The organism is Halorhabdus amylolytica, from assembly GCF_004944975.1.
Taxonomy (GTDB): domain Archaea; phylum Halobacteriota; class Halobacteria; order Halobacteriales; family Haloarculaceae; genus Halorhabdus; species Halorhabdus amylolytica.
The window spans coordinates 82,578-95,924 of record NZ_SPQG01000003.1 but is presented as its reverse complement, the minus strand read 5'-3'; the positions used below and the strand labels follow the sequence as shown (position 1 = coordinate 95,924).

General features: G+C 62.0%; 11 protein-coding genes. 4 read left to right on the top strand and 7 right to left on the bottom strand.

All coding sequences use genetic code 11. The features are described from left to right. Nucleotides 1-305 precede the first annotated feature (305 nt). The 4 genes from sufD to E3374_RS05170 all read right to left on the bottom strand — a co-directional run bounded on the left by sufD (nt 306) and on the right by E3374_RS05170 (nt 6,808). Complete coding sequence (gene sufD, locus E3374_RS05185) at nt 306-1,562, bottom strand: Fe-S cluster assembly protein SufD (protein ID WP_136687967.1); 1,257 nt, start codon at nt 1,560-1,562, stop codon at nt 306-308. Further along, nucleotides 1,559-2,986 carry a Fe-S cluster assembly protein SufB gene (gene sufB / locus E3374_RS05180; RefSeq protein ID WP_136687966.1) on the bottom strand — a complete coding sequence of 476 codons (1,428 nt, stop codon included), beginning with the start codon at nt 2,984-2,986 and terminating at the stop codon, nt 1,559-1,561. Before sufB ends, sufD begins: the two co-directional genes overlap by 4 nt. A gap of 12 nt (nt 2,987-2,998) precedes the next feature. Next, nucleotides 2,999-3,913, bottom strand: a complete 915-nt coding sequence (locus tag E3374_RS05175) for an ABC transporter ATP-binding protein (RefSeq protein WP_136687965.1) — start codon at nt 3,911-3,913, stop codon at nt 2,999-3,001. A 177-nt stretch (nt 3,914-4,090) separates the two neighbouring features. Continuing rightward, nucleotides 4,091-6,808 carry a DNA-directed DNA polymerase gene (locus E3374_RS05170; RefSeq protein WP_136687964.1) on the bottom strand — a complete coding sequence of 906 codons (2,718 nt, stop codon included), beginning with the start codon at nt 6,806-6,808 and terminating at the stop codon, nt 4,091-4,093. A gap of 72 nt (nt 6,809-6,880) precedes the next feature. Here E3374_RS05170 and E3374_RS05165 point away from each other — a divergent pair, with 72 nt between their 5' ends. The 3 genes from E3374_RS05165 (at nt 6,881) to E3374_RS05155 (ending at nt 7,960) form a co-directional block, all read left to right on the top strand. Next, on the top strand, nt 6,881-7,096 hold the full coding sequence (locus E3374_RS05165) for a DUF7331 family protein (RefSeq protein WP_394347450.1): 216 nt from the start codon (nt 6,881-6,883) through the stop codon (nt 7,094-7,096). A gap of 43 nt (nt 7,097-7,139) precedes the next feature. Then, the gene (locus tag E3374_RS05160) at nt 7,140-7,466 is read left to right on the top strand and encodes a DUF7322 domain-containing protein (RefSeq protein ID WP_136687963.1); all 327 of its coding nucleotides are present in this window, start codon (nt 7,140-7,142) and stop codon (nt 7,464-7,466) included. A 71-nt stretch (nt 7,467-7,537) separates the two neighbouring features. Next, entirely contained in the window at nt 7,538-7,960 is a 423-nt protein-coding gene (locus tag E3374_RS05155; RefSeq protein ID WP_136687962.1) for a DUF7346 family protein, read from the top strand. Between the two features lie 11 nt (nt 7,961-7,971). On the opposite strand, the gene rad50 is transcribed toward E3374_RS05155, so the two are convergent. The 3 genes from rad50 to E3374_RS05140 all read right to left on the bottom strand — a co-directional run bounded on the left by rad50 (nt 7,972) and on the right by E3374_RS05140 (nt 12,462). Beyond that, nucleotides 7,972-10,644, bottom strand: coding sequence for a DNA double-strand break repair ATPase Rad50 (gene rad50 / locus E3374_RS05150; protein WP_136687961.1), 2,673 nt, complete (start codon nt 10,642-10,644; stop codon nt 7,972-7,974). After that, the gene (gene mre11 / locus E3374_RS05145) at nt 10,641-12,089 is read right to left on the bottom strand and encodes a DNA double-strand break repair protein Mre11 (protein WP_136687960.1); all 1,449 of its coding nucleotides are present in this window, start codon (nt 12,087-12,089) and stop codon (nt 10,641-10,643) included. Before mre11 ends, rad50 begins: the two co-directional genes overlap by 4 nt. 106 nt (nt 12,090-12,195) lie before the next feature. Then, nucleotides 12,196-12,462, bottom strand: a complete 267-nt coding sequence (locus E3374_RS05140) for a MarR family transcriptional regulator (RefSeq protein WP_136687959.1) — start codon at nt 12,460-12,462, stop codon at nt 12,196-12,198. Between the two features lie 282 nt (nt 12,463-12,744). Here E3374_RS05140 and E3374_RS05135 point away from each other — a divergent pair. Beyond that, nucleotides 12,745-13,347, top strand: a 603-nt coding sequence (locus E3374_RS05135) for an AAA family ATPase (RefSeq protein WP_136688299.1), incomplete at its 3' end; no start/stop codon positions are given.

Genomic DNA, 13,347 nt, shown 5'->3' with positions numbered 1-13,347 from the left:
TGATCGACCGTCAACCGGATCGTTGGACTGTCCCGGCCACCACAACCAGCAAGTCTCAGTGCGATACCCGTCGCGCCCGCGGTATCAGGGAATCGACGACGTGACACTCCTGATACCCCTGTGGACCGTTCTTCGGACATCCACGTGTGGCGGACCCGTCGAGGAGACCACGATCGGACACCGCTGTGGGGGGCGAAATTTGATCTACGAACCGCCGGAACAGCCAGTTCTCGCCTGTACTGACTGTGAACCAGTCGTCGTCGAACTGTGACCGGTGAGGGGTCGTATCGACGGAAAGGGAGAGATCAGGCCCCGAGACGGTCGAGGATCAGTTCGTCCAGGTCCTCGCGCAACTCGTCGACGGCAACCTCCTCTAAGACGGGTACGAAGAACCCTTCGACGAGCATGTTCGTCGCCCGCTCCTCGTCGACGCCGCGGGAAGTCATGTAGAACAGGTCTTCCTGGTCGACCTGTCCAACCGTCGCGGAGTGGGATGCTTCGGTGTCGTGATTGTTGATGATCAGCTTCGGGCTAGCGTCGGCTTCGGCGTCGTCACTGAGCAGGAGCGTATTCTCCCGCTGGTAGGAATTGGTGTCCCACGCATCCTGCCCGACGTCCTGGACGCCCTCGTACGCCGAGCGGGCCTCGTCGTCCAGCACGCCGCGAGTCACCAGATCGGCCGTGGTGTGCTCGCCCTCGTGCCAGACTCGCGATCCGAGATCGAAGTGCTGGTCCTCGTGGCCGAAGAAGGCCCCGACGATCTGACTCTCGGCGCCGTCACCGATGAGTCGGGTTTCGACGCTCGTCTTGGTCAACTGGGAGCCGAGATTGCCCTCGATCCAGTTGACGGTGGCGTCCCGGGCGGCGTGGCCGCGTTTGACCGAGAAGTTGTACGTGTCCTCGGCGAGGTTCTGCAACGCGCCGTACTGGACGTTCGCGTTCTTGTCGGCGACGACCTCGACGACGCCCGAGTAGTACTGATCGCTGTCCGCTCCGGCGGCTTCGCCGCCTTCGCCTCGTTGCGCCGCTGGCGCAACGCTCTCTCCCGTGCTTTGACGCTCCAGGATCGTCACCGACGACGATTCCTCGGCGACGACGAGCGTGTAGTTGAACAGCGACCGGGAGTTCATCGTCGTCCGGATCTTCACGTCCTCGGCTGAGACGCCCTCGGGCACGTAGACGACCGTCCCCGCACCGAACAGCGCTGTCGAGAGGGCCGTCAGGTAGTCCCGCTGGGGGTCGACGACGCTCCCGAAGTGTTCCTGGATGAGTTCGCCGTGCTCTTCGAGGGCCGCTGCCCACGAGAGCACGTCGACGCCTTCGGCCTCGACACGGTCCTTCTCCTCGGCCCACTCCAGTGGGTCGACGAGTTCCTCGTAATCGAGTGCGTCGAGGTTCGTCCAGTCGCGGCCGGGCGTCCGGATGACCGACGGCATGTCGAGATCGTCCAGGGCCTCGAATGCCTCCAGACGCGTCTCGGTCAGCCAGTCGGGCTCGCCCAGTTCCGCCGAGACCTGCTCGACATCGTCCGCGGTGAGTGTGGCGTGTACCTGCGTGCTCATCCGAGGCTCCCCTCCATCTCCAGTTCGATGAGACGGTTGAGTTCGACGGCGTACTCGATTGGCAGTTCCTCCGTGATCGGCTCGATGAACCCGGCGACGATCATCTGCTTTGCGTCGTCGTCGTCCAGCCCGCGGGACTGGAGGTAGAAGACGTCCTCGTCGCCGATCTTGCCGACGGTCGCCTCGTGGGCGACGTCGACCTGGTTGTCCTGGATCTCCATGTACGGCATCGTGTCCGACGTGGACTCGTTGTCGAACATCAGCGCGTCACACTCGACGCTGGTCGAGGAGTTCTTCGCGCCGTTGGCGATGTGAACCAGACCGCGGTAGTTCGTCCGCCCGCCGTCCTTGGCGATGGATTTGGATTCGATGGTGGACTTCGTGTTCGGCGCGTTGTGGTAGACCTTTGCGCCGGTGTCGATGTCCTGGCCCTCGCCCGCGAAGGCGATGGTGATGTGGTTGTCGCTTGCGCCGGGGCCTTTGAGGATGGTACTCGGGTACAGCATGGTCGCTTTCGAGCCCATCGACCCGGAGATCCACTCCATGCGACCGTCGGCCTCGGCGATAGCCCGTTTAGTGTTGAGGTTGTAGGTGTTCTTCGACCAGTTCTGCACGGTCGAGTACTGAACGTGGGCACCTTCCTTGACAAAGACCTCGACGCCCCCACTGTGGAGGTTGTGGCGGGCGTACTGCGGTGCCGAACAGCCCTCGATGTAGTGGACCTCGGAGTTCTCCTCGGCGATGATGAGGGTGTGCTCGAACTGGCCCATGCCTTCCGAATTCATCCGGAAGTACGCCTGGATGGGCATCTGGACGGTGACGCCCTCGGGGATGTAGACGAAACTACCGCCCGACCAGACCGCGCCGTGCAGCGCCGCGAACTTGTTGTCGCTGGGCGGGACGGCCTTCGTCATGAAGTACTCCCGCACGAGGTCGGGGTGTTCCTGGACGGCCCTGTCCATGTCCATGAACACGACGCCCTTCTCCTCCCACTGCTCCTGCATGTTCTGGTAGACGATCTCCGATTCGTACTGGGCACCGACGCCCGAGAGGGCCTGCTGTTCGGCCTCGGGGATGCCCAGTTTGTCGAAAGTGTCCTGGATCTCGTCCGGGAGGTCGTCCCAGTCCTCGGCGCCGCCCCGTGTCTCGATGTCCGGGCGAATGTAGGGAATGATCTCGTCGATGTCGACCTCCGAAAGGTCCGGCTGGCCGGGCCAGTCGGTCGGCATCGGCATCTCCTTGTACTGCTCTAAGGCGCGGAGACGCCGTTCGAGCATCCACTCTGGCTCGTCCTTGTCCTCTGAGATCTTCCGGACGGTCTCCTCTGTGAGGCCCACCTCGGCTTCGTAGGCCGACGACTGCTCTTTCTTGAATTCGAATCGAGCCTCTGTATCGGTCGATTCGAGGTCGTTGTCTGAACTCATACGTTGGTCACCTCAGGCCGCCTCGTAGACCTGCTCGCGGACCCAGTCGTACCCCTCGTCCTCGAGTTTCTCGGCGAGTTCCGGCCCGCCGCTCTTGGCGATCTGCCCGTCGAGCATCACGTGGACGTGATCGGGTTCGACGTAGTCGAGGATACGCTGGTAGTGGGTGATCTGCAGGACGCCAGTCCCCTGGTCGTCACGGAGGGAGTTGATCCCCTTCGAGACGTCCTGGAGACGGTCGATGTCCAGCCCGGAGTCGATCTCGTCGAGCACTGCGATCTCGGGTTCGAGAATGGCTGCCTGCAGAACCTCGTTCTGTTTCTTCTCGCCGCCGGAGAACCCAGCGTTGAGGTATCGCTCGGCGAACGATTCGTCCATGTCTAGTTGCTCCATCTTCTCCTTGAGGAGTTGCTGGAACTCGGCGACGCTGACCTCACCTTCGTCGGCGGGGCCCTCCATCGGCGAGGTGTCGTAGCCCGCCTCTTCCTCGCTATCTTCGTCAGCGTCTGCTTCCTCGTCGTCCTCGAAGAGCTCCTCGCGCTCCTCGAGTTTGGCGTTCAACGCTGTCCGGAGGAAGTTCACCATCGTCACGCCCTCGATCTCGGCCGGATACTGGAATCCGAGGAAGACGCCCAGCGCCGCGCGCTCGTTCGGTTCGAGCTCGAGCAGATTCCAGGTCCGTTTGTCCTCTGGAATCTCCTCGTCGTACTCGTCATCTTCGAGTTCGAGGAGGACTTCTCCCTCGGTCACCTCGTAGGCGGGGTGACCGGCGATGATCTTCGCCGTCGTCGATTTCCCACTGCCATTCGGTCCCATCAGCGCGTGGATCTCGCCGGACTCGACCGTCAGGTCGACCCCTTCGAGAATCCGCTCGCCACTCTCTTCGGCGACTTCTGCGTGGAGATTGTTGATTTCGAGTGTTGCCATGTTCTAGGTCAACCGAAAACAGGTTCCTCCCACCCATGAAGCTTTCGCAACACAAGATATTTGCTTTGGATCTATCGAAAAGAAAGTTAACGAAAGACGAAGGCACTGGTGGTCTCGCCGCACATGCGCGAGAACAGCCCGCGACCGGACTCGCCGTACCCGGACCCGACTCGCTTGTCACATATACTGACCGAGACCAGTCTGTTCCTGACCGCTCTTGACCTCCTCCCAGGAGACGTCGAGTGCCTCGATAACGCGGGCGATCGGCCCTCTGAGCGTCTTCTCTAACATCTTCTCCCAGTCGACCTCGAATTCCTCGGGGATCTGTTCGGCGACCTCGAAGCAGATCACGTCCGGGTCCCGCTTGAACTCGCCATAGAGGAGATCACGCGAGGGATCGAGACCCCGTTCGTCCTCGATACGCTCGAAGTAATCGGGGTGGACCTTCTTGAGGTAGAGTCGCTTGGGTTTGCTCCCGCGGTCGAAATTCGTCCCCAGCAGGAGGTTGGCGTACTTCGCCCCCCGGACCTGGGCGGTGTCGGTGTCGTAGTTGTCCAGGCGCTTGCCGATCCCGCCTGGAATACCCACGTCCTCCGGATTGACGTTGCCGGCCTGGAAGTCCTCGATCACGTCGTGGAGATACTCCGTGACGGCGTCGATGTCACCCTCTGTGACGATCATGTCTAGGACTTCCTTCTGGACGCGCTTGGTGATGGGGGCGATGTCCGAGCGCTGGTACTCGAAGCCTGTGATGTCGATGTCGTCGACGTCTTTGCCCTCCTTCCAGACGATGTGGCCCGCGTAGCGCTTTTTCTTGCCCGCCTGGAAGAACCGCCGGTAGAGTTTCTCGAATTCGATCTGGAAGCGGTGTTCCTCGGCGTGCAGCGTCTCGCGAGCAAACTCGTCGTAGGAGGCGTTTATGGCCTCCTCGATCTCGAAGGAACGATCGATGGCGTCCTCCACGGACATGTCCGTCCCCATACTTATCATAACACTGTCAGTATCTCCATATGTCACGTCGTAGCCGAGATCGTTGACGGCCGACTCGGTGTACTCGATGACCGACCGCCCTGTTGCGGTTACGGCCGCCGCATTGTCCTTGTCGTAGAGGCGGAACCGATCCCACCCCGAAACGCCATATAAACTATTCATAATAACTTTGACAGCTCCTTGCTGCCGGTCATAGAGCTCGTAAGCCTCGGTTCCGGGCTCGTGATCGTTTCGAAGTGCCTTCTTTTCTTCGCGTTCTGATAATAATTCCTCGACCATTTCCCGGACGATGCCGTCCGGTTCCTTCCGGAAGTGCTGGCCGCTGGGATCCGGTGCACGGAACGTCTCCCCGTCGTAGGTCTCGGGATCGACCTTCGTCTCCGGGGATGCGTTAATTGTTACCATGCACATCGGATATAGGGATTTCAAGTCCTGGACACTTACCATCTCCTTGATGCCGCTGATCGGTTCGAAGACGGCCCCGCCCTCGAACTCCTCGCCGGACTCGACGGTGCCCTTCGAGGGAAGAACGAAGTTCTCGAAGGCCTTGTGGAGGACGTACATGTCGACGGCGTCCCCGGGCGTGGGCGCGTCTTCGAGTTTACACCCCACGAAAGAGGCCACCTCCTCGAAGAAGGCGATGATGTCCTGCTTGCGATCGAGTTCGACGCAGAGTTCGACGTCCCGGAGATTGTATTCGAGCAAGCGCTCTGGATCTTCTTCCCACAGGGTGCCGATGTCGCCGGTGTAAGTCTCCTTGCCGGCGTCGAGTTCGGCCTGGCCGACGTCTTCGAGTCGGTAGGACTCCAATTCGGTGAACTGCGTGCGCTTGTAGGCCCGCAGGAGGTCGAAGACGACCCGACCCTTGATGTCCGGACCCTGCCAGTCGCTCTCCCAGACTTCGTTGACCCGAGAGAGGCGATTCATGTCGAGATTCCGGTCTGTTTTCGGGTCGAGTTCTTGCAATCGGTCGATGAGATACGGGGCGTCGAAGTCCGAGAAGTTCCATCCAGTTGTCAAATCAGGATCAGTTTCTTCGATATAGTCCAGAAACGCCGCGAGCATCGCCTCCTCCGTCTCGAAGACGCGCACGTCGGCCTCGAAGTCGTCTTCGAGGGGTTCGTACTGTTCGAGGGCCTCGGGCGGGTCTATCCCGACAGGGGAGTCGTACAGCCAGACGACGTACTCGTCGCGATAGGAGTCGTGGCTCGTGAGACAGATGATCGGCTCCTCGCCGTCCTCGGGGAAGCCCGAGCGGTCGTCCACTTCGATGTCGAAAGTATTGATGCGTGCCTCGGCGTCGTAATCGATGGCCTCGATCTCGTCGTGGGGGATCCGGATCGAGCCGTCGTCGGTGCGCCGTTCGGGGAGACGAACACCGCTGGTGATGTCCTTGTCGATGAGCAGGCGGTTCGGGAAGAGAATGTCCGCCTCGTAGTGCTCGAAGTCGTCGCGGATCTGCCCGACGTCACGCGGTGTCCGGCCGAAGATCTTTACGAGTTCCTCGCCACGGATCGACTCGTAGGAATCACCATCGTCGTCGGTATACTGCCAGCCAGTGATCGCGCCGTAGTCCGCGAGTCGTTCTTCCTCGACGGAGTCGACCGGCGCATAGAAGTACGGCTTGAACTCGTAGACGCGGACGTGTTCCAGTTCGCGATCCGACGTGCGGCCGAAGACGTGCAAGACGGGATACTCGTCGTCGCCGCTGCCCTCGATCGTGTAGTCGACCTGCGTGACCGACAGTGAAACGGTGCCCTCTTTCTCGGGATACTTCCACTCGCCCGTCTCGACGACGTTCGCCCCCTGCCCACCGTTGCCGGCGACGACCTGGGCCTCCTCCGCGGGCCTGCCGGCCCCCTCGGCGAACTCGCCGAGACCACGTTGTTTCCCGGAATCTGCCATTGGAGCGTTGGTTCGGCCCGTCACCCTAAAACTCCCCGGTCGCCGCCGCATGGAGAAAGTTTATGTTACGTCATGGCATACCAGAATCCGATTGTCATGTCGAACCCCGCCAACGGCAGTCGGAGTGACGGAGCGGCGTCCCGGGAGCCGATGCTCCCCGAACCGTCCGAGACGGTCGAAACGGTCGAGTTCTACGAGACCGAGGATGGGACAGTACTCTATGACGCCGAGAACCCGATGGCGTGGATCTACAGCGACGACGCAACAGACCTTCCCGAGCGGCGGTGAGTCAAGCGAAGCCGATTTCACGACGGCACTCTGACTGAGAGACGTGTCCGGCAGTGACCCGTTCGACGACTTCTTCGAGGAGGGAGCCGCCAGTGACGACGACCTGATACCGACGGTTGACGTTCCCGAGCCGAAGCCGGCCGAGGGTGACTTCGACTCGGACGTCGTCAAGTTGTTCTGGCGACTCGTCCTCGTGTTCAACGTGGCACTGTTCGGCGTCACCGTCGGCCCGATGGTTCTGTATTTCCTCGGCGATTTCCGGATCGGCATGGGTCTCCTGGCCGTCGGGGGAGTGGCCGGCGGCTACGGATTCGTTCGCTACCGACGATTTGTCCGTACTCGGGCGGACGACAGCGAGGGACCCATCTAACGGCGTTCTGTCAGCACCGTGTCGTCCTGCCTCGACGGTAGTCCTAACCGTCCGCGGTCGATAGGGAGATCATGCGGACAGTACAGGATGGAGACGGGAAGACCTATCTTCTACTGAAGCGCTCGGACAGTGAGTGGTTGATCCGCGATCCCGAGACCGACCAGGAGACGTATCGGCCGCCAGCGGACCTCGAAATGCTGGACGAGGAGTCACCCCTCTCGGTGGCAGCCAAAGCGGTTTCACAACCGCTTCGAAGAGTGCTGACCGCCGTCCGGACCGAGCGCTCGCTGGGACTGCTTCTCGAACTCGAACGCGACGGACCGCTGTCGGTCAGAGCGATGCTCGACCGGTTCGAGTACTGCGAGAGCGACCTCCACGGGCAACTGGCGGAGTTCCGTGCGGCTGGACTCATCGAGGAACGGCGCGTCACCGGCGAGCGTGGATACGGGACGACGGAAACTGCGAGCGACGCACTCGAGACGCTGGAAGCCTGACCAGAGGAGGTTCACTCGGCCAGCAACCCGGCGGACTCCCGACGCTCGACACGTGAACGGTTGGTCGTCGAGTCCTTGGCGACGTAGACCAGATCGTCGGCCGCGTCCACCAATTCGTCGTCGTGACTGACGACCACGATCTGTTCGACCCCGATCTCCCCGCGCATGTATTCGATGAGTTCGAGCAACTGTGAGACGTGGCCGGAATCCAGGAAGACCGTCGGTTCGTCGAGGATCAGCGGCGGCGTCGGCGCAGTCCCCTCGATCCCTTCGGCGAGCAGCCGGTAGATCGCTGCTCGCAGGCTCAAGTTGAACAGGGCACGCTCGCCGCCGGAAAGCTGATCGGGGTCGAGGGGTTCACCGTCCTTCTGGTAGATTGTCAGGTGATAGGCCTCGTCGAGTTCGATCCGGTCGTAGGAGTCGTTACGGTAGACGAGTTCGAATGTCTCGTTGAGCATCCGCTCTAAGGTCTCGACGTTTCGCTTCCGGAGTTCCGCCCGCAACTGTCCGTACATCTCCTGAAGTTGTTCGGCCTCGTCGTAGAGAGACTCGAGGTCTTCGACTGTCTCGGCGAGAGCCCCACGACGCTCCCGAAGGGATGCGAGTTCCTCGATCTCGTTCTCGAGAGCTCCGATCCGGGCCTGGAGTTCGTCGCGTCGCTCCTGGCGGTCCTCGATCTCCTCGGTCACCTCCTCAAGATACGACTCGGCGCGATCCTTGTCCTCGCGAGCCTTCGCCAGTCGATTCTCGTCGATCGCCGCCGAGAGTTCCGAGCGTCGCTCCCGGAGCGTCCCGAGACGGTCGCGACGTTCGTCGTTCATCTCTTCGAGCTGGGCGCGGCGTTCCCGGCGGTTCTCGATGGCGTTCTCGAGATCGTCACGCCGACCGAAGTCAGCGATCACGTCCTCGAGGGCCTCGATGCGATCGGCGAGGTCGCTACGGCGCTCGTTGCACTCGGCGATGGCTTTCCGACATTTCTCGGCCTTCTCGGCGGCTTCGTCGGCAGACTCGCGGTGCGTTTCGGCGTCCGTCTCGAGTTCGTCCGCCTCTTCCCGCAGAGTCTCGATCCGTTCTTCGGTCTCCGTGATCGAATTCTCCCGTTCCTCGATCAACTCGGCGAGAGTCTCACGTTTCTCCAGCAGCCGGTCGTGTTCGTCCGCTCTCTCGACCAGCGTTTCGGCGCGTTCGAGCCGTTCCTCGGCGTCCGCGCGGTTTTCCCGCACGTTCTCGCGCTCTTCCTCGAGATCAGCTAATCGCTTCCTGTCTCCCTCAAGCGATTCGACGCGCGGTGCCCCCTCGACAGGCTGGCCGCACTCGGGACACTTGCCGGCTTCGAGCAGTTCCTCTGCTTCCTCGATGTCGCTCTCGACGGACTCGATCCGGGCGTCGAGTGTCGTCAACTCCTCGGTGACGTCTTCCAGTTGTGCCACTACCTCGTCGTAATACGACTCCGCTTCGTCGAGGCCGATCGGCGCGTCGGCGAACGTCTCCTCGATCGAGTCGATGTCCTCGTCCAGTTCGAGCAGCGTCTCCCGGCGTTCCGTGAGAGCCGAACGTGTCTCTTCGAGATCCGATTCGAGATCGTCGGCCCGCTTTCGCTTCTTCGCGGCGCGTTCCTCGGCATCGGTGGCGTCTTCGCGGTGACTTTCGCTGTCCTCTCGGTATCCCTTGGCGTCCAGGCGGTGCTGTTCGATCTCGTCGCGAATTTCGTCGTCCCGTGCGTCGAGATCCTCGATCAGCGTTTCGACGGCGTCGCGGTCGGCGTCCGTCGGCAGTTCCGTCGCTTCGAGTGCGGTCTCGATCCGCTCGCCGATCTCCGCGCGACGCTCGCGACGCTCGGCGATTTCGTCGGCGAGCTCCTCGCGCTCGCGCTCGGTCGCCTCGATCGTCCCGGTTAGTTCTTCGATCTCGCTCTCGATGTCTTCGAGTTCCTTGCGGCGCTGCTCGTACTCCTCGAGGATCGATTTGGCGTCCTCGAGGGTCTCACGGGCAGTCTCGCGCTGGTCGTCGTAGTGATCCAGTTTCTCCCGGACCGTCGCGAGTTCGCTCTCGGCCACGTTGAGCTGCTCGTGGAGATCCTTCTCCTCCTTGGCGTTGATCTGCTCGTCGAGCTGTGTGAGCGACTCACGTTTACCTTCAAGGACGCGCCCGACCCCGACGCGGGCGTCGCTGGCGCGCTTTCGGTACTCCTCCAGTCGACCGAGTTGGAGGAGATCGTCGATCATGTCCTGGCGTTCGCTCGGCGTTGCGTTGATGAGCTTGTTGACTTCCCCCTGGCGGACGTACGCGCAGTTGACGAACGCCTCGTGGTCCATCCGTAACAGCGACGCGACGCGTTCCCGAACGTCACGTGCACCCTCGACCACGCCATCGGGCTCATCCAGAACGCATTCCGCGGTGCTGGCCCGGTCGTCCCGAACGCGGACACGACGCTTGACGTGGTAGGATTTCCCTCCATGGGCGAACCAGAGTTCCACGGTGGCCTCCTCGGTCCCGATCGTAACGAGTTCGTCCAGAGTGCGATCGAGTGCGCGAGCGCCGTACAGCGCGAAGAAACAAGCTTCGAGCAGCGAGGACTTCCCGCTGCCGTTGACGCCGTGGATGACCGTTACGCCACGGTCCAGTCGCAGATCGGCGTTGGCGTAGCACTTGAAATTCTCGAGTCGGACGCGCTCGAACCTCATAGGTACTCCTCCATCGTCGCCTGTCCGTCCCCATCATCGGCTTGTTCGTTGTCGTCGATCACCTGCCCGTCCCCACCGCCAGTCTGCTCGTCGTCATCGGCTGCCTGCCTGTCCACATCATCAGCTTGTTCGTCGTCGGTCAACTGATCGTCGCCGTCCACAGATCGATCCGTACTCGCCGGCTGCTCGCCGTCCTCGGTTGCGCCGTCGCCGTTCGATTCTTCGTCCGCCCTCACAACGTCTTCACCGCCCGCTCCGTCGCGTTCCCCCGGGCTGTCCTCACTGTCGGTCTCGGGTTCGGTTTCGGCAACCTCGCCGTCGTTTTCTGCGGGGGCAGGCTCGAACGTTCCGGCGTCGGCCTCGTCGACGAGTTCCCGGACCCTGGATTCAACTGAATCGTCAATGTTCGAATCGGCCACCTTGCTGGCCCGGACGACCTCGTCGAGTTCCGCCGCGGCGGGGCTGAGCCCCAACTGGTCGATGCGTTCGCGAACGGCCTCGTCGGGATCAGCGAAACTCACGTCGTAGGCGGCCTCCTCGTCGATCTCTCGACGGTCGTTGACCCGGGCAATCAGCGCCCCGCGCTCGCGGGCATGCTCCTCGATCGTGGCCGGCGGGACGCGGTCGCCTTCGCCCTCGATCGTAACGATCACGACGGCGTCCTCGAGGTCGTGTTGATCGACCCGGTCTCGGACGCGCTCGGTGCCTTCCCCTTCGGCGAGTTCCAGGTCGACGAAGACGAACTGGCGGGTCTCGATGGAGCGCCGCCGGATGTCGATTCCCCCGTCGAACGTCACGAGATTGTATCCACGTGCCTCGCGTTCGGCGGCGCTGGCCCGCTCGGTCGAGCCACAATAGGTCAACCACGTGCCGTTGACCTCCTTTCTGGCGGGCGTGTGATCGTCGCCGAGTAGCATCGCATCGAAATCGACCGAGGACTGTTCGAGAATCTCACGGGCGTCCCAGTCGCCGTGGGAGAACGGCTGAAAGAGGCCGTGAGAAACCAGTGCGGCGTGAGCGGCGTCGTGGGACTCAAAGTCGTAGTCCAGGCCCTCACGGGAAGCGCGGGCCACGAAGTCCAATCCGTAGAACGCGGTGTTTCCGATCACAGTCGGCCCCTCGTCGAGGCGGGTCGCCAGATCCAGCGACTCGAAAAGGTCCAGCCATTGGGCGTCTCGTTTGCCTTCGTGATTGCCGACGATAGCCAGGAAGGGGATATCGGCTACGGCGAGTTGGCGAAGCGTCCCCAGCGCGCCCATGATGTCCTGCAGGCGCGGTCGTCGGTCGTGGAAGAGGTCGCCGGCATGGACCACGGCGTCGACATCTTCCTCGATCGCGTCGTCGATCACCTGCTCGAAGGCGGATAGAAAGTCACGTTGGCGTTCCGGCGAATGATACTGCCGGTAGCCGAGATGCGTATCGCCCGTGTGCAGCACCCGCGTCATTGGACCGGGCTACGTCGGGGGGTCCTAAAGGGGTTCCGCGAGCGTGGTGGAAGTGGTCCGAGGCGAAGAGTGCTGTCCTATCGCCCGCTGTGATCGCTCTGTCAGTCTACTCGATCGCGAGCGTGTAAACGCGCTTGCGCGCGTCCGAGAAGGAAAAGCGCGAATCGACGACGCCGACCTCCTCCAGGCGACTGAGCGCGTACCGGACAGTTCTGCCCGGCAACAGCGTCTCCTCGGCCAGTTGACTCTGGGTCAGGCTGTTGTTGTACTCCAGTGACTTCGCGACGAGTTTCGCACTCGGCGGGAGATCCTCGACCGCTTCCCATCCGGGCTCCTGTGCCGCTTCGACCTGTGGTGACTCCGTGACGCTCATCGTATCCCTCCGTTCTGGATACAGGGTAATAATATTTACTATCCCTAATTATAACTAAGAGGAATTGCTTCGGGAGCGATAGCGTCGGTTCCGGTTCCGAAGCCGGTCCGGATCAGTCAGCAGGGCAGTCCGACCGATTCGGTGTCCGGCGGTGCGTGTCCGCCTTCACACGGGACGTCGTGGCGACAGATCGAGGCTCGGACAACCCTCCGAATCCTTCGGTAGAACCGATTTTCGTCCCGACCCGAAGCCTCTTGACCGCAGACCCGCTAGGATGGTGCAATGACGGATACGGTGGATGACGTCGACCAACCGTACGACGAAGGTGCCTCACAGCAAGAGAAGCTCGAATCTCTAGAGGAACAACTCGAGATTCTCGAGCAGCAAAACGAGGAGATGCGGGACAAGCTGCTGGACGCGAACGCCGAGAACAACAAATATCAACAGAAGCTCGAACGGCTCACCCACGAGAACAAGAAACTCAAGCAGTCCCCCCTGTTCGTGGCGACGGTCCAGGAGCTGACCGACGAAGGGGTCATTATCAAACAGCACGGCAACAACCAGGAGGCCCTCACCGAGGTCACCGAGGAGATGCGCGAGGACCTCGAACCTGACGAACGCGTCGCCGTAAACAACTCCCTCTCGATCGTCAAGACGCTGGACGACGAGACGGACGTCCGCGCTCGCGTGATGCAAGTCACCCAGAGCCCCGGCGTCGACTACCAGGACATCGGTGGCCTCGACGAGCAGATCGAGGAGGTCCGCGAGACCGTCGAGATGCCACTGAAGAACCCTGGCATGTTCGACGAGGTCGGGATCGACCCACCGAGCGGGGTCCTGCTGCACGGTCCGCCGGGGACGGGCAAGACGATGCTCGCGAAGGCC

Excerpts from the sequence above, each read along its gene's own strand:
- sufD (WP_136687967.1), bottom strand. The coding sequence starts at position 1,562 with ATGAGCACGCAGGTACACGCCACACTCACCGCGGACGATGTCGAGCAG.
- sufB (WP_136687966.1), bottom strand. The coding sequence starts at position 2,986 with ATGAGTTCAGACAACGACCTCGAATCGACCGATACAGAGGCTCGATTC.
- E3374_RS05175 (WP_136687965.1), bottom strand. The coding sequence starts at position 3,913 with ATGGCAACACTCGAAATCAACAATCTCCACGCAGAAGTCGCCGAAGAG.
- E3374_RS05170 (WP_136687964.1), bottom strand. The coding sequence starts at position 6,808 with ATGGCAGATTCCGGGAAACAACGTGGTCTCGGCGAGTTCGCCGAGGGG.
- E3374_RS05165 (WP_394347450.1), top strand. The coding sequence starts at position 6,881 with ATGGCATACCAGAATCCGATTGTCATGTCGAACCCCGCCAACGGCAGT.
- E3374_RS05155 (WP_136687962.1), top strand. The coding sequence starts at position 7,538 with ATGCGGACAGTACAGGATGGAGACGGGAAGACCTATCTTCTACTGAAG.
- rad50 (WP_136687961.1), bottom strand. The coding sequence starts at position 10,644 with ATGAGGTTCGAGCGCGTCCGACTCGAGAATTTCAAGTGCTACGCCAAC.
- mre11 (WP_136687960.1), bottom strand. The coding sequence starts at position 12,089 with ATGACGCGGGTGCTGCACACGGGCGATACGCATCTCGGCTACCGGCAG.
- E3374_RS05140 (WP_136687959.1), bottom strand. The coding sequence starts at position 12,462 with ATGAGCGTCACGGAGTCACCACAGGTCGAAGCGGCACAGGAGCCCGGA.